Below are 20,230 nucleotides of genomic sequence, written 5' to 3'. Positions count from 1 at the left end.
CGGGGCCGGAGCTGCCGTGGCAGGCAGCGGGGCGAGACATCCCGGATGGTAGCGTTTCCTGCCGCAAACGCCCTTGATCCGGCGCAGTCGCGTAATACGATGTAATGGGCGCCGACGCGCCGTGTGCATGCGGCTGCATCAACGACACCAGCGTTGATTCGTGACGACTCACGTCCGAACCGCGCGTTTTGCTTGGGTCATTGAACCGTCACATCAAATCTCTATAGTTTTCCCGCACCTCTAATCCGGGCTGCTACCGACACCCGTCCTCATCGGCATTGCGCCGCGCTCCCTGCGCGGCTTCCCTGGCTGGATCGTCCAGCCCGATGCCACATCGGAGCTTCACCTCAATATGCATTCCCAACGCCTCGCACCCCGCCTGCCCTCCATGCTGGCGGGTCTGACCTGTGCCATCCTGCTCGCCGCCTGCGGCAGCGACAACAATGACAATACGGGCATCACGATTCCGCCCACCGTCGAGCCGAAGCCAGAATCCGGCGCCTGGAGCGCGGGCGATCTGCACGTGCATACCTATCAGTCCGACGACGCCCAGGTCAGCTTGGAACACGTGCTCGATTCTGCTTTCGAGCGCTACGATCTGGATTGGGTCTCTATTTCCAACCACCTGCGCCTGTCCCGCCGCGACCATACCGGCGCCGAGATCGCTGGCGGTTCGATTCCTTTTTCGCAAGGCATGGCTGAGTATGAAGTGCCTTTCATCCAGCAGGCGCAGGCCAACGGCAAGTACGCTGGCAAAACGATTTTCTCGTCGTTCGAATGGGATATGCCCACGCATGATCACGTGAACATCGGTATCGGCCTGGATGCCCCGTTCTCCGCCGAATCGCTGACGGCTGTGGCCGAATTCGAGTACCTGTTTACCAGCCGCGACGCCGCGCTGTTCGATGCCTCTCTGGTCGAGCGCCTGTCCGCCGAGACCCGGGCCTATTCCTCCCACGCCGATTCGCTCAAGGCTATCGCCTGGCTGCGCGACAACCATCCAGACAGCTATGTGCTGCTGAATCATCCTTCGCGCTACATGGGCAAATACACCATTGCCCAGATCCGCGAAATGAACGATCTGGCACCAGAGATTTTCTTTGCAATGGAAGGTATGGTCGGCAACCAGATGGAGCCTGATCGCGGCGGTTATGCCGAAGCCTATACCGATGGCAATCTGCCCTCGCGGACCTACGGCGGAACGGATTACCTGGTTGCCAAGCTCGGCGGCACCTGGGACGCGCTGCTAGGCGAAGGCCGGCGCGTTTGGAACGTGGCCAATTCCGACTATCACTTTCTGACCGCCAACGGCCAGCACAGCAGCGGCTACGCACCAGGAGAGTATGCACGCACGTATCTGTTCAAGGATGGCGATACCATGGCCGACATTCTGGCTGGCCTGCGCGCCGGGCGTTTGTTCGGTGTTTTCGGCGATCTGATCGACGCGCTGGATTTCCAGGCTGTGAGTGGCGATGCCAGCGCCCATATGGGCCAGGAACTGAAGGTGGCCCAGGGCAGCGAGGTGGACGTGACTATCCGCTTCCGCAGCCCTTCCGCCAATAACTACGAGTATCCGCTGGGCAGCGGCAATCCGACCTACGTGCGTCCCACAGTGGATCACGTGGACCTGATCGTCGGTGACGTCACCGGCAAGGCCGAGCCTGGCACAGCCGCTTACGAACGTGCGACCAATTCGTCCACGCATGTGCTGGCACGATTCACCCGCGAGGACTGGACGCTGGACGAAGACGGCTATTACACGATCCGCTATACCATGACTGCCGAACGCAACCAGTATTTGCGCCTGCGCGGTACCAATCTTGGGGTAGACGTGGACGGTGAGACCGCCAACGGCGAACCGCTGCCGGACGCGAAGGTGACGATCACCGAGAACAAGGCCCGTTTCGACGCCATCAATGCGCGTAACTACAACGATCTGTGGTTCTATTCGAATCCGGTGTTTGTCAGCGTGGAGTAAGGCGAAGGTGCGCAGGTGCTTATGCGCCTGCGCGGCGGCGCAGTGACACGTTCAGGGAAGGCAGCTGTATTGACCCAGCAGAACCTGCTTAACTTATGCGGCTAAAGGGTAGGTTTGAGCCGGGGCTTTCATCTTCAGCGCTTGGTGGGGCCGTTGATGGTTATAAAAGCGTATCCAGTCGCCAATCACGCGACTGGCATGCCGCAGGGTTTCGAAGCGGTGGCGATGTGCATATTGGTCTTTCAATGTGCGGATGACGCGTTCGAGCATGCCATTTTGCTGTGGGCAGTGCGGCGTGATGAACTCCTGGTGCAGCCCGTAGCTGCGAACCAACGCGATTCACCTAGGCGCGAGGCTGGTTTCGATCACTATAAGGAGATATCGAATAATAGTGCGCACTGCTTCAAAGAGTTTTCCCACACTTTTTTGCATACTCGATCAGCGCAGCGTTGATGACCGCAGATTTGCTCATTCCATCAACTGTGAGCGCGTCCAACGCCGCACTGGCTTTAGCGGTCAGGAATCCGCCGGGCATTCGGGTGCGGCCTTCTTCGAGCAAGCGGGCGTGGTACTGTCGCTGGGGTTCGAATGGTTTGTTCATGTTCGCATTGTAGTGCGCACTAAGTAGCGGCGCCAGCGGCGTTATACAAACCTCAGGACGAAAAAAGCCCGCAAATTCCAGCGGGCTTTTTGGTATAAGGATTTTTATTTGGTGCCTAAGTTATCTTGTAAATCAATGTGTTACGCATGATTTATGGCGTCCCCAACAGGAATCGAACCTGTATCTAGAACTTAGGAGGTTCTTGTTCTATCCGTTGAACTATGGGGACGAAGCGGCACCTGAATCCAGCATTGTAACTGTTAATGCCCCATCTTTGCACGTGTTGATTCAGGCGCGGGTGGTCTGGCTGGCAGCCGGGCGGGCTGTCGGGGCAGGGTGTCGGCTGCCGGCCGGCGCGCTATGATTCCCGCTTGCGCAAGCCAGTCAGGAACCCAGGAATCTATGCCAGAGCTACATACCGATATGCCCAGAATCGACATCGCGGCCTTGGCGGACATGCCGGCAGGCGGGACGCTGGTGCTGACGGTCAATAACCGTTGGGCGCGCCGACTGACCCAGGCACTCGCCGAGCGCCTGCGCAGTACGCGCCAGGTCAGCGAGTTGCCGCATATCGTGCCGCTGGCATCCTGGTACCGCGAGGCGGCAGAGAGCCTGGCATTCGTGCCGGATGCCCATTTGCCCGCGCACTGGCTGGATAGTTTTGCGTCCGCCATGGTGTGGATGGATGTGATTCACGAGGCCGAGGCCGAACGCCTGCTGATGGATGCCGCGCAGGCCGCGTCGCTGGCACGCGAGGCCGATACCCTGCTTGACGAGTGGGACATCGAGGTACTCGGTCCTGAGGAAACGGACGAATACCGCCGTTTCCTGGCCTGGCGCGCCGCCTATCTGGAAAAACTGCAGGCGCTGGACGCCGAGGATGCGAATCAGGCCATAGGCCGTGTACTGGCTGCCATGCGGCAACAGGCCATTCGTTGGCCGCAGGTGTTGGTGCTGGCCGGTTTCACCGAGCAGTCGCCACGCATGCAGCGCATTCTTGCTTTGGCGCGAGAGGCCGGCACGCAGTGTCTGGCGTTGACGGAAGAGCAGGCGGATACTGGTGAAGCCACGCGCCTGATGGCGGTGGACCACGCGGCCGAATGGCGTGAAGCGGCGGCATGGGCGGCGCAGCAATTGGTTGCCCAACCCGAAGGGCGGTTTGCGATCGTGGCTTCCGGCCTGGAAGCGGATGCGCCGCTGGCGCGCCGGGTGCTGGCGCGCGCGCTGCGGCCGCTGGCGCCTGAGCTGCCGGAGTCTGCCTGGTTCAATATTTCGGTGGCTAGGCCGCTGCCTCAGTGGCCGGCAGTGCGCGCCGCGCTGGCATGGTTGAAGGTCATGGCTGGCTGGGATGACACCAGCGGTTGTGATGCCGCCACCCTGGGGGCGGCGTTGCTGGCCGGGCATGTCGATTGGGGCGGTCTGCGCTGGCCGCCTGCGGCACTGGATGCACAGTGGCGCAGGCGCGGCTGGAGTACGGTGGGGGCGGCGCATTGGAACCGGGTTTTGCAGGACGGCGGCGAGGCTTTTGCCGAGCGTTGGCAGCGGGCTCGCGAGGCCTGGCGTGTGCCCCAGGGGGCTGCTGGTGCCGCCGTCTGGGCAGCCGCCATGCGCCATACCCTGGATGCGCTGGGGTTTCCGGGACGGCAGCAGATAGATAGCGTGAGCTATCAGGTTCTGGAGGCCTTTGGCGAGGCGTTGGCGCGTTTTGCCGCGCTCGAACCCGTGGCAGGCCGCCTGGGCGGACGCATGGCGGTTGCCTTGCTGGAACGCCTGGCCGACAGCATGCCTTTCCAGCCGCAGCGCGATTTTCGTGCGCGGCTGGATGTACTGGGTTTGTTGGAGGCCGAGGGCGGGCGCTGGGACGGGCTTTGGGTGATCGGCCTGACGGACGAAGTCCTGCCTGCGTCGCCCAAGCCCAATCCGCTGGTTCCGGCGCCGGCATTGCGACGTGCCGGTGCTCCGCGGGCGACGGCGGGCCGTGAACGCGCCTGGGCGGCACAACTCTACGAGGCCTTGTTGCGCGGTGCACCTGCCGTGGTGTTCAGCCATGCCGAGCGCGAAGGCGAGCGGGAATTACGGCCTTCGCCGTTCATTGCCGGGCTGCCAGTGGTGCCGCCGCAAGCAGCGGCGGCCAACGCGCCACCACTGCAGCTGGAAGAACTCGATGACAGCCAGGGGCCGCCTCTGGCTGAAGGCGAGCAGGTGACGGGGGGGCTGGATGTACTGGATACTCAGGCGCGCAATCCGCTCTGGGCGTTTGTGCGCCATCGCCTGGGTGGCCGCGAATTGCCGGCGTATGAACCGGTCGCCGGGATGAACGTGCGCGGGCAGTTCCTGCATCATGCGCTGGAGTTGCTGGGCCATATGCTGCCCGACCAGGATCAATTGCATGCCGCCATGGAAGAGGGGCGCCTGGAGGCGCTGGTCGTGGAAGTGGTGCGCCAGGCGGCGCAGGAGCACCTGGGCGCCTACGAGCCGGCGCTGCGCGAACTGGAGTGCGAGCGCGGTCGTGGGTTGTTGCTGGACTGGTGCCATGCCGAAGCGGCACGCCCGCCTTTTGCCGTCTATCAGCGCGAAGAACGCTACCGCTGGGAGCACGGCCGCCTGACGCTCAACGCGCGGGTGGACCGCATCGACCAACTGGGTGATGGCAGCATGCTGATCATCGACTACAAAACCGGCATGGGAGAAGCGTTTCCCGAGGCGGATTGGTCGCGCCAGCGCCCGGTCAACCTGCAGTTGCCGTTCTATGCGGCGATCCTGGCTGGCCAGGCCGGGACGGCGCAATCCGGTATCGCCGGGCTGATGCTGGCTCAGGTGCATGCAAGGCACATCCGGGCCAAGGGGCTGGGCGCGGAAGACCTGGGCATCAAGGGAGTCACCCCGGTGACGGACAGCAAGGTCTTCGAAGGGCAGGACTGGTCGTCCGTGCTGCGGCGCTGGGAGGCGTCCATCGGCATGTTGGCTGATGAATTCAGCCGTGGCTATGCCGCCAATTTCGTCCTGCAGCCGCAGGATTTGGTCTATTGCGACGCGTTGCCGTTTCTCCGGCTGCAGCGGGAAGAGGAATGAGCATGACGCAGCAAGGGTTTGAATTTGACGACATGCCGAATGATGCGACGCCGCCGGCACTGGCAGGCGGGCAGGGCGAGGGGCAGTTTGCAGCGGCCGGCGTGCCAGCTGTACCGGCAGCGCCCCAGGGCGCGGTGCGTGAGCCAGCGGACGCGCCACAGCGCCGCCGGGCGCTGGACCCTGGGCGTTCGTTTCTGGTGCAGGCCCCGGCGGGCTCGGGCAAGACGGAGCTACTGACGGATCGCATCCTGGCATTGCTGGCGACGGTCGAGCGCCCGGAAGAAATTGTTGCGATTACTTTTACTCGCCGGGCCGCGTCGGAAATGCATGCGCGCGTGCTGGAAAAACTGCGTCATGCCGCCAGCGGCATCGAACCGGATGCGCCTCATCTGCGCGCCAGCTGGCGCCTGGCGCGCCAGGCCCTGGCGCGGGATGAACAGCAGGATTGGCAGTTGCTCAAGCATCCGGCGCGCCTGGCGATCCAGACCATCGACTCGTTCTGCGCGCGCCTGGTGCGCAGCATGCCGTGGCTCTCCGAACTGGGCGGCATGCCGGGCATCGCGGAAAACGCCTGGAGCCACTATGAAGCTGCCGCGCTGGAAACGCTCCGCATGGCAGAATCCGAAGAATGTGTACGGCGTTTGCTGGCGCATATGGATGTGGATGTCGCCGCGGCGATGGAGGCGATTGCCAGCATGTTGGCGCAGCGCGACCAGTGGATGCCCTTGTTGCGCCACGGCCTGGATCGTGCCGGCCAGGAGGCCACGCTCGCGCACTTCATCCAGGCCGATATCGAGGCCGCCGCCCGGCGCATGCCGCGTGGCTGGGAGGACGCGCTGGCGCCGGCGGCACGCCTGGCAGTCGCTTCACTGGACGAAAGCGGCCCGGACCACAAACTGGCACCGCTGCGCGATTGGTTACCTCCGCTGGCGCGTGACGCCTCGCAGGCCCGGGCCTGGGCGGCTCTGGCAGATCTGTTGCTGACCAGCGAAGGCAAACCGCGTTCGCCCCGAGGCTTGAACAAGAACCTCGGTTGTCCGCCCAAGAGCCAGCAAAAGGAAGTGCTGGGTGAGTGGCTGGATGAACACGCCCTGGACACTTCATGGGCGTCTGCGCTGGCGGCCATGCGTGAATTGCCGCCAGCACATTTTGCGGACGATCAATGGGAAATCCTGGAAGCGCAATGGCGCGTGCTGCGCCTGGCGGCAGCGCAATTGCGGGTGCGCTTCGCGCAAGAAGGTGAGGTCGATTTCACCGAGATTTCCCAGCGTGCCGAGGCTGCCCTGGGGTCAGCCGATGACCCGGGCGAGTTGTTGCTGAAGCTGGATGCCTCCATCAGGCATCTGCTGATCGACGAATTCCAGGACACCAGCCAGTCTCAGGTGCGCCTGCTGGAAAAGCTCACATCGGGCTGGATGCAGGGCGATGGGCGTACGCTGTTCCTGGTGGGCGACCCGATGCAGTCCATTTACCGTTTCCGCAAGGCGGAAGTGGGGCTGTTCCTGCAGGTGCGCGATCACGGCATCGGCGAGTTACGGCTGGAGTTCCTGAACCTGACCGATAACTTCCGGTCGCAGGCCGGAGTCGTGGATTGGGTCAACCAGCGTTTCGGTAGCCTGTTGCCATCGCGTGAAGAGGAAAATGCCGACGCCGGGGCCGTGGCCTATACGCGGTCGGTTGCATTCAATCCCGCGTTGCCGGGCCGGGCGGTATGCTTTCATGCGGCCTGGGGCGACGCGGCGACGCAGTCGGACGCAGCCGCGCTGGCGATTACCGGGCAATTGGTGCGCGATGCCCTGGCCTCGGCCGCGGGCAAGCCGCATTCCGTGGCCATTCTGGTTCGGGCGCGTACTCATCTGGGCGAGCTGGTGCGTGCGCTGACGCGGGCTGGTATCGGCTGCCGTGCCGTGGAGCTGGTGCCGCTGGCGCAGCGCCATGTCGTGGCGGACCTGGTGCAACTGGTGCGCGCGTTGGTGCATCCGGCCGACCGGCTGGCATGGTTGTCGGTGTTGCGGGCGCCCTGGTGCGGCCTGACTCTGACGACACTGACGCGACTGTTTGGCAGCCGGCACGAGCGGCCGGTGCCACAGGTGTTGCGCGAGTGCCTGCACGCTGCGGCGGGCAGTGCCGTCGGCGAGATCCTTGCTTCCTTGCCGGCGCCAGAACGGGAACGGTTGCTGCGCGTGGCGGCTATCTTGCTCGATCGCGGCAACGAAAATGGCGTGTTGCCCTGGGCGGCCTGGGTCGAGTCGCTGTGGCAACGCCTGGGGGGAGCCCGGCTCTACGCCGGCAGCAGTACCGCAGAAGACGCTGAAAGCGTTTTCGTGCTGCTGGAAAAGCTCGCGCCTTATGGCGAACTTGATACCGTGGCGCTGGATGCTGCGCTGGCGCGCCTGTTCGCCTCGGGGCAGCCGGAACCAGGCAGCGGGCCGGTCGTGGAAATCATGACCATGCACAAATCCAAGGGCCTGCAGTTCGACACGGTGATCCTCTACGGGCTGCACCGCGTGCCGCGGGCGGCGTCCACGCCGCTGCTGAGCTTCGAACATGTTGCCGGCAATGTGCTGTTCGGGCCTGCCAAGCCGCGCGCACAGCTTGAACCCGATCCGCTGTCGCGTTATATCGGCCGACGTGAGAAGGTGCGCGGTGATTACGAAGTCGACCGCTTGCTGTATGTCGCCGCCACGCGTGCCCGGCAGCGCCTGCATCTGGTTGGTAGCGTCATGCTCGACGATAGCGGACAAGTGCGCCAGCCGGCAGGCAGCAGCCTGCTGGGGCGCTTGTGGCCGTTGCTGGACGATTGCGACAGAACGCCTCCGCCCGTGCTGCCGGAAGCGGATTTGGCCCCTGCCGAGGCCGCCGGTTTGCATGGGGCATTGCTGCAGCGCATTTCCCAGGATGATCTGCTGTCGTTGGCGGACACGGCGCCGGCTGCAAGCAGCGGTGCGGATGCTGCCCTGACGGGGCAGGCGGCGCCGGTAGGCGATAGCGTCCAGTGGGGGGAAGAGGAAAGCCGCCAGGCAGCTATCGGCACGCTGGTGCATGCCTGGCTGACACGGCTGGGGCAGGATGGCCTGGAATGCTGGCCGGAAACGCGCCTGCGCGCCAGCCTGGACATCATGGCGCGGCAGTTGACGCGTGCCGGCACCCGGACGGCCCATGCGGCGCAGGACGCAGGGGATGTGCTGGAAATTCTGCTGGCTACCCTGCGCAACAACCGCGGCCGCTGGTTGCTGCAGCGTGCGGCGGCACGCCGGGAGTGGCCGCTGCTCGACGCCAGCGGCAAGGTATCCATCCTGGACCTGGCGTTCGAGGACGATGGCACCTGGCTGATCGTCGACTACAAAACCGGTACGCCCTGGCCGGGCGAGACCGCCGAGGCATTCGCGGGCCGCATGCGCGTCCGCTATATGCCGCAGATGGTGCGCTACCTGGATCAGGTCACCGCGCTGACGCGCAGCGCGGCGCGGGCGGCCCTGTATTTCCCCCGGCTGGATCTCTGGCTGGATATGGGCAGCGCCCCGGCGCGCTGACGCTAGGCCGATGGCAAGTTGAAGGACGGATGCGGCTTCCAGTCGCATCCCTTGGCGCTCGCCTGGGAGGGGCGGTGCTGTTGTTCGCCTGGTTTTCGTCTCATTCTGTCCCGTTGTCGGGGCCGCTACGGCGCGGCCGACTGTTGCGTGCGCGCCGCTGAGGGCTTTTCCTTGCTTTTGCAAGTTTGCCGGTTATGCTCCAATAGTGAGATTGATTTACATTAATTTGGTGTGCGGGCGCCGCCTGCCACTGTCGGCCAGGTATGCCCATGTCTTCTTCCGCGCCCGCGTCTTCGCCCGCCGACCTCAACGACCTCTATCGCGACAATCACGCCTGGCTGGTGTCTTTGTTGCGGCGGCGCCTGCCGGACGCGGCGCAGGCCCAGGATCTGGCGCACGATACCTTCGAGCGCATCATGCGTGCCGATCTGGCGCAGGTGCTCAAGGCGCCGCGCGCCTATCTGACGACCGTGGCGCGCAATGTGCTGCTCAATCATGTGCGTCATGAACGCATTGCTCGCGCCTACCAGGAATCCTTGGAAAGCCTGCCCGAACCCCTGGCACCCTCCCCGGAGGAACAGCTGCTGGCGGTACAGGCGCTGGAGCAGGCTTGCGCTGTGTTGGACGGCTTGCCGGCCCGTACCCGCCTGATCTTCCTGATGTCCCAGCTGGAAGGCATGACTAGCCCCGAGATCGCCGCGGAATTGAAGCTGAGCGTGAATGTCGTCAAGAAAGCGGTGGCGCAGGGCATCAAGCATTGCTATTTCGCGATGGTGGGGTAGCACGGTATGTCTGCTCGTGACGAAGGCGCGGTAGCGCTGCCCAATGAAAAACTGCTGGATCAGGCCATAGATTGGCTGCTGCGCGTCAACGATGATGCCAGTGGCAATGCCGAAGCAGCCTGTAGGCGCTGGCGGGCCGAACATCCGGACCACGAACGGGCCTGGCAGGGCGTGGTGTCGGTAGGTGCGCGCTTGCGCGGCAGCACCGCCAGCATGGCGCCGCGTGCCGCCGTGAAGGTGCTGCACCAGGCCAGCGCGGCGCAGGGACGCCGTGCAGCCATCAAGACGTTGATGCTCGGTGGTGCCTTTGCGGTAGGCGCGGGCGCCGTCTGGCAAGGCAACCGCGCATGGCCGGCCTGGAATGCGGCATACCGCACCGCCAGGGGCGAAACCAGGGAAGTATTGTTGGCCGACGGTGCCAGCATCTGGCTCAACACCGATACCGCACTGGATATCGACATCACGCAGGCAGGCAATACGCTGCTGTTGCGGCGAGGGGAAATCCTGGTGCAGACCGGGCACGATCCTGCCGTCAAGCAGCCGATGTGGGTACACACGCAGGCCGGCGTCATGGAACCCTTGGGAACGCGCTTCATTGCACGCGTCCTCGACGGCGGCGAGGTGACGCGCCTGAGCGTGCTGGAAGCGCAAGTCCGGGTGCAGGGGCCGACCTTGCCTCAGCCCCTGGAGCTGGCGGCAGGGCAACAGCTGGATTTCGGCCCGCAGGCCAGCCAGCAAATCGAAAACATTCAGGGCGATCCTGCCGCATGGCAGCAGGGCATGTTCGCCGCCAGCCGCATGCGGCTGGATGTATTCCTCAAGGAACTGTCCCGCTATCGCTCGGGGGTCATCCAGTGCGACCCGAACGTCGCGCATCTCACCGTGACTGGCGCTTTTCCGCTGGGCGATACCGACAGGGTGCTGGACGCTCTGCCGCAGGACTTGCCGGTCAGGGTGCAACAGCTTTCCCGTTATTGGATACGGGTATTGCCGAAAAAGTTGTAACAACGAGGCGCTTTCTCATTTCTGAAGTGTTAACCCATATGTAAGCCTCGCTGCGGGCATGATCGCGGCGCGGCGGGGTAACCAATTTTCAGGAATGCCAATGCGGTTCCGTGTCTCTCTCGTCAGTTTGCTGATACTGGCGGCCTATGCGCCAGAGGGCGTCAAGGCCCAGTCCGCCATGCCCGCTGCGGCGGCCAATGCCGAACGTGATTTTGATATCCAGGCGGGTAGCCTGGATGACGCCCTGAGCCGTTTTGGTGCCAGGGCCGGCATCATGGTGCTGGCTGATACGCGCCTGACCGCGGGGCGCAATAGCCCGGGGGTGCGCGGCCGCTACAGTGTCGACGTGGCTCTGGTCAGGTTGTTGTCCGGGACGGGCCTGCAAGCCTATCGTGCGGCGGACGGCGGCTATCGCCTGCGCTTGGCGCCATCGCCGGATGGCAGTGGCGTGTCGGAGCTGGAGGCGGTGGAAGTCCTGGGAAACGACCCCAAGCCGGCCGATGAGGTTTACCGCACGGCGGCCAGTGTGAATTACCTGTCACAGGACGATATCGAACGTTTTCGAGGCACCTCGGTCGGGGACATCTTCCAGGGCATTCCCGGTGTGCTGGTGGGCGAAAACCGCAATTCAGGCGGACTGGATATCAACATCCGCGGGATGCAGGGCCAGGGCCGGGTGCCGGTGCTGGTCGATGGCGCGCGCCAGGAAACCACGGTCTATCGCGGCTATTCCGGCGTGGCTTCGCGTTCCTATGTCGATCCTGACCTGATCGGCGGGATAGAAATCAGCAAGGGGCCGGTTGCTGGTGCCCTGGGTACCGGGGCGACTGGCGGGGTGGTGGCGATGCGCACCATCAATGCCAAGGACATCATCAAGAAAGAGGATGAAAACTGGGGCATACGCGTGCGCGGCAGTACGTCCGGCAACAGCAGTGCAGCGCCAGCGGCGGGGACGGCGGGCGGCATGTTCAATGCCGGCACCTACCGGGTCAACTGCGACCCAGCCGCCCTGTGCGGCGGGCAGTACAGCATGCCTGACACCTATCGCAATGACGAGAACTTCGACCGTCCCGGCACGCTCGATCCCTATAGTTATGCCTCCAGTGTCGCGGGCGCCTGGCGCAACGAAAAACTGGAGCTGGTGGCCGCCGTTTCCACGCGCCGCCAGGGCACGTATTTTGCCGGCAAGCACGGCAAGGGGGCAGAGCCGGTCATCACCTTGACCGATCCGCCACCCAGCATTTACTACGACACCGCTACGGTCACGAATGGCGGCACCACGCGCTTCTACACTGGGGAGCGTGTGCTCAACAGTAACAACGAAAGCAATTCACAGTTGCTGAAAGGCAAGCTGAAGTTGTCCGACGCTCAGGATATCGAACTGAGTTATCTGCGCTACCACAGCGAATATGGCGAGCTGATGCCTTCGCAGCTGATGTGGTTCAACAAGATCTACCAGACGCAGAACAGCGAAGTGACGGCGCAGACTGCCACGCTCTCACATCACTGGCAGCCGGCGGATCAGTCCTGGCTGGATTTGCGCACCAAAGTCTGGATGACGCATACGGACAGCTTGAACCGCAACTACGCCTCGGAAGACCAGGCCGAGGCCGGGGCCGAGTCCGGTGTTGCACCCGAACCCGAAACGTACCGGCGCATCGGGGTGGAACTGGGCAATACCTCGCAGTTCGAGGTATGGGGCGAACATACACTCAGCTACGGCGCCACCTTCCAGCACGAGAAAATCTCGACCGATCCGTCCATCGGGGCGCTGGATGACGCTGCAGGGCGCGAGGGCAACCGCAGGGAATACAGCCTGTATATGGACTGGCACTGGCAGCCTGCGCCTGAATGGCAGATCAATTACGGCTTGCGCTACCAGAATTCCCGCACCCGGGATGGCAAGCTGAGTACCGATATGCGCTATGAGTGCGGCAAATGGGCCATGGATGCGCAGGGCGTGGAAAGCTGCCAGCAATATGTCGCAGTGCCGACGGAAATGTGCGATGGCGTAGCCTGCTCCTATCACTATAAAACCCGCAACAGCGGTACGGTGCCGGTGTACAGCATCAGCTGGGAGCCCTGGCTCAATGGCCTGCAGTTCTATGCGCGGCATGCCGAAGCGTTGCGTATGCCCAGCCTGTTCGAATCTACCCAGGGCTGGTCGGTACAGCCCGCGCCCGGCGTGCCGCTACGGCCGGAACATACCCGCAATCGTGAATTCGGTCTGAACCTGCTGACCAACGATGTGCTGCGCAGCAACGACAGGCTGGCATTCAAGGCGGCCTACTTTCGCAACAAGACCAACGATTACCTGACACGCACTTCACCCAACGAGTGGGAAAACCTGCAGCAGGATTTCGTGATGCGCAATATCCGCAGCGTCAAGCTGCGCGGCTTCGAAGCCACCCTGGATTACGACGCCGGACGTGTCTACACACGCCTGAGCGGCACCCGCTACAACTTCATCGAAGTCTGCCACGAGGGCAGCTACCGTCGTGATGACTGCAATAACTATGGTGTCGCCGCGTCCTACTTCAACGACATGATTCCGCCGAAATGGCATGCCAGCGTACTGCTCGGCACACGCTGGCTGGACGGCAAGCTGGACCTTGGCGCCCGATTGACCCTGATGGGCAAGCGCAACCCGACGCCGGCATTCAATGATGACACCAAGCGGGCCTTTAACTGGCCGACGCTTTGGCAAGACTACAAGGTCGTGGATATCTACGCCCGCTATCAGTACAGCGAGGCGGTGTCGGTGGATTTCAACATCGACAACCTGACCGACCGCTATTACGTCGATCCGCTCAGCCTGGGCATGGTGCCGGCGCCTGGACGCACGGCCCGGCTGGGCCTGACGCTGAACTTCTGAAACCTTTGCCGCCGACTGGATACAGACGACAGCAACCTGATGGATGACTCCCGCCAGCAAGGGTGGGAAGAAGGCATGCCCGGCAACGGGCATGCGCGTGGACCTGGCTGTGCCGGGGCAATGAAATAACCGATTTTTTTGAACAGAAAGAGACCAGCATGAAACTGAACAAGTACGTGATGTTGCTCGGCCTTCCCCTGATGTTGGCCGCGTGCGGCGGTGGCGGCGGAGATGGCGATAGCGGCGAGCGCCCGGTAACGAAAAGCCCGGTGGCCAATGCCGGGGTTGATCAGATAGTGCCGATGGGAACAGTCGTGCAGCTCGACGGTGGCGCGAGTGAGGCGGGTACCAACGGCAATGATTTGCGCTACATCTGGAGCCTGCCCGAGAAACCGATGGGCAGCAGCGCGGTCTATGCCGATGCGGGTATTGTGAACCCCAGCTTCCTGGCGGATCTGCCGGGCCGTTATACCGCGACGCTAACTGTCAACGACGGCGTGGTTGATAGCGCATCTGACAGCGTGACGATCACGGCGACGACCACGGTGCCGGTGGCGATCGCCGAGCCGGTGCAGGACGTGGCCCTGAGCGCTGAAGTCGTGCTCGACGGCAGCCAGAGCGTTGCGCCCAGCGATGGTGATGCCGGTGCGCTGGTGTATCGTTGGACGCTGTTGTCCAAGCCTTCGGGTTCCCAGGCCGAATTGACGGATGCGACGACGGCCAAGGCGCGTTTCCATGCGGATGTGGAAGGCGAATACCTGGCCTTGCTGATCGTCAACTACGGCGATCAGGTCAGCCAGCCGCGTGAAGTGCTGGTGCGTGCGGCGAAAGGGAATGCTGCCCCGGTAGCAAAGATCGAAGTGGTGTCGATTGGCGGCAAGCCGGTGGAACCCTTGACTGGCAAGAACAAGAAATATCAGGTCGAACGTGGCCAGGAAGTTGTTTTCAGCGGCAGCGGAAGCACGGACGCCGATGGGGATGAACTCAGCTATCGCTGGGGCGCAACGAGCTGGACCCAGGGATCCGAGATTGCGAACAAGCTCAAAGGCAAGCAGGCCGAATTCCGCATGACACCGGATGTCGCTGCTGGCGACTGGTCGGTCTCGCTGCAAGTCTTCGATGGCCAACTCTACAGCCAGGTTTCTGCTCTGCTGAATGTGGTCAAGCCCGAGGGGGCAGAGAATACGCCGCCGGTCGCAAGGCTGGATCCGGTCACGACGACCGAAACGTATGAGATGGAGTTGGGCCAACTCACCAATATCAGCGCGTTTTCATCCTACGATATTGATGGGGACCAGCTTTGGGGCAAGCACAAATTGCAGTTGCTGGACTATCCGGCAGGGTTTACGCCGCCAGATTGGTCCGCGCCCATCTGGAGCACGACACAGTTCACGCCCACGGAGTTGGGTGACTATCGCGTGCGCTTGATTTCCAATGATGGTCTGGCGGACAGCTTGCCGGTCGAAGCGGTCTATACCGCCAAACGTGGCGCCAATCACAAGCCGAAGGCAAGTGTCGTGGTGACGGCTGCTACAGCCCTGATCAATCAGGATATCAAGTTCGGTTGCGGCGGCAGCGACCCGGATGGCGATGAACTGACATGCGAATGGGCCGTGGCTGATACGCCAGACGGCAGCGCAGCGACGTTGCAGGTACTGAACGGCGGCAAAACGGCTAGCATGAAAGCCGATAAACCGGGGCGGTATGTCGTTGATCTGGTGGTGGTGGACAGCAAAGGCGCACGTAGCCAGGCCGCGTCTGGCAGCATCCATGTCAAGTCCGTCAACAACCCGCCGGTATATGCCGGACTCTATCATTACGCCTATGGCGAGTTCTCGATACTCTGGACGTCCATCGCCAACAAGCAGGTGGGCAGTCATTTGGGCACCGCGGCGCAACCTTATCTCGTCGGACAGCGCATCGACCTGATGCCGATCAGCATGAGCGACCCCGATGGCGACAAGCTGTATCCGCTCTGGACCCTGATCGAGCAGCCGAAAGGCAGCGAACAGGTCGAGGCGGTGGATACCGAGAACTTGAGCTTCACGCCCCAGTATCCAGGCCGCTATGTTTACCAGTTCATTACCAGCGATGGCATCGTCAAGACCCAGCCCCAGCAGGTGGCGGTCGAGGTAGTGAAGGAAGAGGAGTATCCCGGCCTGCTGCTCAGGACGCATGGCGCCTATGATGACCCCGCCAATCTGTGTCCCACCCGGGGGGGTGTGCAGCCGCAGCTGGGTTGGCCGCATGACTGGATGAATACCGTGGCCGTGAAGCAGGATCCGGCAGGCGGCGCGTCCTTGAGCAAGGCATGGAATGCAGGTGTCCTGTTCAGCATGACGGCCCATGACAAGGATTACACCGTGTCGGATATGCGAGTGCAGGCCGATGGCGATCGTCCGGAATTGCCGAGCTTTGTTGGATTGACGAATGGCCAGAAGATCAAGCGCGGGGAAACTGTCTACTTCCTCGTCTATGACCCGCGCCAGGCATCCAATGGAACCTTGGACCCCGGAACGGAGATCGAATGGTTCTTCCGCATTGCCGAAAAACCTGAACAAACCTTCCGATATCGCCAGCGTTATCAGTTGTATTGATACGGCAGTGTTTCTCCTGGCCCTGAAGTGAGGGCCATGGGGACACGCAGAAAAGGCCGGTGTGAAGCGATTCACACCGGCCTTCTTCAATGCAGGCTTGACGGCAAGGGCTGGCGTTCAGACAGGCGGGGGGGCGGGCAATCATTGCCCGGTTGCAGCCCGGGCGTACGCGGTTGGCCCGCCTGTCTTCAGAATGCCGAGCAGTGCCCGCCGGTCGGCGCCTGGCCAGACCCCAATGCAATGATGGCTGGTTCCTTGCGCAGGTTGATGGGGGCGGAAGCTGACCAGTCCCAGGCCAGGAAGGCCACCAGGACGATCCAGAAAAGCGTAATGGAAAATTTGCGCTGCATGATGATCTGTCCTTAGAAGCCGTAGCGGCGGCGCAGGCGCACGCCGAGGATGGAGCCGCCGAAGGCCAGCACGATCCAGATCCAGCCATGCACGCTGCCCGTACTGATGCCACTGACCATGGCGCCCACGTTGCAGCCGAACGCCAGTCGCGAGCTGTAGCCCAGCAGGAACCCGGCGATCAGGCCGATGACCCACTGCTTGCCGGTCAGGGCTTTGCCTGCGCCTGCCTTGCTGGCAGAAATCCACAGGGCGCCGGCCAGGATGCCCAGGTTGGTGATGGTGGTCACATCCAGCAGGACATTCTGCGATAGCGTGTGGAAGTTGCCGGGTTGGCTCCAGAACGGGTTGGCGGCAGGATCGAACAGGCCCAGCGACGTGAAAATCTTTGCGCCCCACAGGCCGAAACCATAGACCACGCCCCAGGGCTGGCCGGCGATGACCAGGTTCAGGACAGCCAGCAAGGCCAGGCCGATGCCGGCAATCACCAGCTTGCGATCCAGCCAGCGCGAACGGCGTTCGCCGCGCTTGCCCCATGCCAGTGCCAGCGCGCCCACCAGCGCCAGGCCGATGAAGGTCAGCAGCAAGGCCTTGCCGGGGCCGTAGGTGTTGACCAGCCCGATCGGCTGGACGGCACCCAGTGATACCCATTGCTCCAGTTGGGCCGATCCCAGGAAGCTGCCCAGCGTGAACAACGGCAGGATGGCCATGTTCAGCGGAACGCCCATGCCTGCCTTGTAGAGCGTACCTGAACCGCAGCCGTCGGCAATCTGCATGCAGGCGCCGAAGACGAAGGCGCCAATCAGCAGGCTGAAGCTAGGGGGGCCCAGGGCAGCCATCAGGTCGGTGGGGAAGGCGGCCAGCAGAGGGATGGAGATGGCCGCCGCGACGGCCAGCAGGATCAATTGGGCGCACACGCCGGTAGCGTCGCGGTTTTCGATCAGTTTGCGCCAGCCGGTCGTAAAACCGAAGCGGGCACCGGCCAGAATGCCGCCCATGCCCAGACCGACCAGGAATAGCAGGGCTTGGCGCAGCGAAACGAACCAGGCCAGCGCCACGAAGGCAGCGGCGATGGCGATGGAGAGTGGAAGGCGTGACATATCAGGAGAAGGGCGAAGGAAAGGCAAAGGGCCGGTGGCGGCCGGAAACCGGCGCATTCGTCCGGCTTCGGCGCGCCGCCGGGAAAGCATCAGTTGAACAGGCTCTTGATCTTGTTGCCGATCTGGCTGCCGCGCCCCGGTTCGTTGTCCATGGGCAGGGGAGCATCGGCATTGGTCCAGTCTGCCAGTGATTCCGGATACATGCGCACATTCGGCAGGCCTGCCAGTTCGGACAGCGCGAACCAGTCCGTGGCGGCCCAATGCCCGGTGTTGCAGAAAGCGATGGTGTCGTCGGCCACTTCAGGGAAATGCTGGCGGGCGATTTCGCGGGCCTGTTCGGCGCCGACGATGCGGGTGGTGCCAGGTTCGAACCAGACGCTGTGTTCAAGATTGACCGCGCCGTGGATGGTCCCCGGCGTCGAGGCGGTGGGCGCCTTCACCTGGCCCAGGAAGAAATTCTTCGGACGTGCGTCGACCAGGCGTGCCTCCGGGTTGCCTATCTGTGCCTGCACGTCGTCCTGGGTGGCCAGGATCGCGGTATTGAGCACAGGCTCATACTGGCTGGCAGCGACGCTGGCTGCAGCCTGTTCCTGGGGCAAGCCGGCGTCCTGCCATGCATGCATGCCGCCGTTGAGCACAGACAGGTTTTCCAGGCCCAGATACTTGAGGGTCCAGTAGACTCGGGCGGCGGCGCCAAAGTCGGTGATGTCCGCGCCGCTGGAGACCACGATGGCATGGCTGCCCTGGTCCAGGCCCAGCTGGCGCAGTTGTTCTGCCAGGCGGGTCAGCGGCGGCAGCTGGCCGGGGCTATTGGCCGGACCACGCCAGGAGCCATAGGGGGCGGACAGGGCGCCGGGCACATGGCCCGCCTGGTATTGCTCGGGCGGGCGGATGTCGATAATGCGGGTTTCCGGCGCTGTGCGCAGCTCATTGAGCGCGGCCGGGTCCAGGACGGGCTGGCTGGCGGCTGCCTGCAGGCTGTAGGCAGCCATGAAGAGGGCAGCGCCGCCTTTCAGGACGGTAGTGAGAATGGCGTGTTTCATGAATTTTTCCGGGGAATCGCTGCCAGTTTATATGTGTATGTGTTCGTATAAGCTGATCCGTTTATTCCTTTTTGTGATAAGAAAATCAGGAGAAGAAATAAGCGCGGCGGGGCAGCGGCCCATGAATGGCGCGAGATGCTAGGGTGGGCCTGCCTGGCAGGCCACGGCAAGAGCCGTTGGCGTGGCTGGCCTGGACGGCGGGCACCCTTCGGTCATCCGGGGCGCGTGTGGTGTGGATGCAGCAATGTCCATGCATGGAGCATAGGCATCTCCCGGCCTGGCCTGGGCAGGCGATACAGTGGCGGGCTGAAGATACTGATGCCGGTAGCGGCGAGAGCGGGGAGACATGAAGGCGGACAGCTGGGCGAGGTTATTGCTGCTGGCGGCAGTGTGGGGCGGCAGCTTCATGTTCCTGCGGATCAGTACGCCGGTCATGGGCGTCATGCCTACGGTGTTCGGGCGGGTCTTCATTGCGGCCATCGGCCTGTACGCGCTGCTCAGGATGGCGCGCATCAAACTGGATTTCGATGGCCGCCTGGTACCGGCGCTGTTGCTGGGCGTGATCGGTTCCGGCATTCCCTTCCTGTGCTACACCATCGCCTCGTTGTTCATTCCAGCCGGCTACAGTGCCATTCTGAATGCCAATACGCCCCTGATGAGCGTGCTGGTGGGGGCCTGTTTTTTCGGCGAATCCGTTAGCCTGAGCAAGGTTTTCGGTATCTTTGCCGGGCTGGCCGGGGTCTGGGTGTTGATGCAAAGCGGGCCGGTCGCGCTGGACTGGCAGGTCATGGTCGGCATGCTGTCCTGTCTGGTGTCCACGGTTTGCTATGGCACGGTAGGGTACCTGACGCGGCTTTGGATCACGCGCCGGGGCGGCATGGATAACCGCCTGCTGGCGTTCGGCAGCCAGTTGGGCGCAACAATCTTCCTGCTGCCCATGCTGCTGGTGTCGTTGTTGCTGCACCCGGAGCAGGGCAGCAATATGCTGAATGCCGGGGCCAAGGCCTGGCTCGCGCTGATTGCCCTGGGTTTTGTCTGTACCTCGTTGGCCTACATTCTGTTCTTTCGCCTGCTGGCGGAAGTGGGGCCGGTACGCACGACCACCGTCACGTTCCTGATTCCCCTGTTCGGCGTGCTGTGGGGCTATCTGTTCCTCGACGAGCAATTGTCCCTGGCGCACCTGGGCGGTGGCGGGCTGATTGCGCTGGCCCTGTTGCTGGTGACGACGCAGTTCCGCCGCAGGCCGACCTGATGCATGACGGAAAAGGGCATCCGGGGCGGGGGCCGGAAAGCCTT

Annotated in this window: 13 protein-coding genes and 1 tRNA gene; 8 read left to right on the top strand and 6 right to left on the bottom strand. The window is 63.1% G+C overall.

Translation table 11 applies throughout. The features are described from left to right. Positions 1–352: 352 nt before the first annotated feature. The gene (locus ACEW7X_RS11530) at positions 353–1,978 is read left to right on the top strand and encodes an S-layer protein (RefSeq protein WP_420177207.1); all 1,626 of its coding nucleotides are present in this window, start codon (positions 353–355) and stop codon (positions 1,976–1,978) included. A 93-nt stretch (positions 1,979–2,071) separates the two neighbouring features. On the opposite strand, the gene ACEW7X_RS11525 is transcribed toward ACEW7X_RS11530, so the two are convergent. From ACEW7X_RS11525 to ACEW7X_RS11515, 3 genes are all read right to left on the bottom strand, one after another. Continuing rightward, entirely contained in the window at positions 2,072–2,311 is a 240-nt protein-coding gene (locus ACEW7X_RS11525; protein ID WP_238591348.1) for an integrase core domain-containing protein, read from the bottom strand. A gap of 70 nt (positions 2,312–2,381) precedes the next feature. Next, complete coding sequence (locus tag ACEW7X_RS11520; RefSeq protein WP_068370264.1) at positions 2,382–2,579, bottom strand: hypothetical protein; 198 nt, start codon at positions 2,577–2,579, stop codon at positions 2,382–2,384. A gap of 154 nt (positions 2,580–2,733) precedes the next feature. Further along, positions 2,734–2,808 (bottom strand) — tRNA-Arg (locus ACEW7X_RS11515). A 173-nt stretch (positions 2,809–2,981) separates the two neighbouring features. Here ACEW7X_RS11515 and ACEW7X_RS11510 point away from each other — a divergent pair. From ACEW7X_RS11510 to ACEW7X_RS11485, 6 genes are all read left to right on the top strand, one after another. Continuing rightward, entirely contained in the window at positions 2,982–5,651 is a 2,670-nt protein-coding gene (locus ACEW7X_RS11510; protein ID WP_068370262.1) for a PD-(D/E)XK nuclease family protein, read from the top strand. A gap of 2 nt (positions 5,652–5,653) precedes the next feature. Continuing rightward, positions 5,654–9,184 (top strand): UvrD-helicase domain-containing protein, encoded by a 3,531-nt coding sequence (locus ACEW7X_RS11505; RefSeq protein ID WP_257740441.1) that lies wholly within the window; start codon positions 5,654–5,656, stop codon positions 9,182–9,184. A 269-nt stretch (positions 9,185–9,453) separates the two neighbouring features. Then, positions 9,454–9,966 (top strand): sigma-70 family RNA polymerase sigma factor, encoded by a 513-nt coding sequence (locus tag ACEW7X_RS11500; RefSeq protein ID WP_130487786.1) that lies wholly within the window; start codon positions 9,454–9,456, stop codon positions 9,964–9,966. Between the two features lie 6 nt (positions 9,967–9,972). Further along, a complete protein-coding gene (locus tag ACEW7X_RS11495; RefSeq protein ID WP_130487787.1) occupies positions 9,973–10,971 on the top strand; it encodes a FecR domain-containing protein in 999 nt (332 codons plus the stop codon). Positions 10,972–11,071: 100 nt separating this feature from the next. Next, entirely contained in the window at positions 11,072–13,846 is a 2,775-nt protein-coding gene (locus tag ACEW7X_RS11490; RefSeq protein WP_420177206.1) for a TonB-dependent receptor domain-containing protein, read from the top strand. Between the two features lie 158 nt (positions 13,847–14,004). Further along, positions 14,005–16,443: a PKD domain-containing protein gene (locus tag ACEW7X_RS11485; protein ID WP_420177205.1), complete on the top strand. Its 2,439-nt coding sequence runs from the start codon at positions 14,005–14,007 to the stop codon at positions 16,441–16,443. 188 nt (positions 16,444–16,631) lie between these two features. Here ACEW7X_RS11485 and ACEW7X_RS11480 read toward each other — a convergent pair whose 3' ends face one another. The 3 genes from ACEW7X_RS11480 to ACEW7X_RS11470 form a co-directional block, all read right to left on the bottom strand. Further along, the gene (locus ACEW7X_RS11480) at positions 16,632–16,793 is read right to left on the bottom strand and encodes a hypothetical protein (RefSeq protein WP_165390075.1); all 162 of its coding nucleotides are present in this window, start codon (positions 16,791–16,793) and stop codon (positions 16,632–16,634) included. 12 nt (positions 16,794–16,805) lie between these two features. Continuing rightward, positions 16,806–17,891 (bottom strand): YeeE/YedE thiosulfate transporter family protein, encoded by a 1,086-nt coding sequence (locus tag ACEW7X_RS11475; protein WP_068370254.1) that lies wholly within the window; start codon positions 17,889–17,891, stop codon positions 16,806–16,808. Between the two features lie 89 nt (positions 17,892–17,980). Next, positions 17,981–18,934 carry a rhodanese-like domain-containing protein gene (locus ACEW7X_RS11470; RefSeq protein ID WP_253102246.1) on the bottom strand — a complete coding sequence of 318 codons (954 nt, stop codon included), beginning with the start codon at positions 18,932–18,934 and terminating at the stop codon, positions 17,981–17,983. A 346-nt stretch (positions 18,935–19,280) separates the two neighbouring features. Here ACEW7X_RS11470 and ACEW7X_RS11465 point away from each other — a divergent pair, with 346 nt between their 5' ends. Next, a complete protein-coding gene (locus ACEW7X_RS11465) occupies positions 19,281–20,186 on the top strand; it encodes a DMT family transporter (RefSeq protein ID WP_068370249.1) in 906 nt (301 codons plus the stop codon). Positions 20,187–20,230 lie beyond the last annotated feature (44 nt).

The sequence above is a fragment of the Kerstersia gyiorum genome (assembly GCF_048595715.1).
GTDB classification, from domain to species: domain Bacteria; phylum Pseudomonadota; class Gammaproteobacteria; order Burkholderiales; family Burkholderiaceae_B; genus Kerstersia; species Kerstersia gyiorum.
This window is presented reverse-complemented; position numbering and strand designations above follow the sequence as displayed.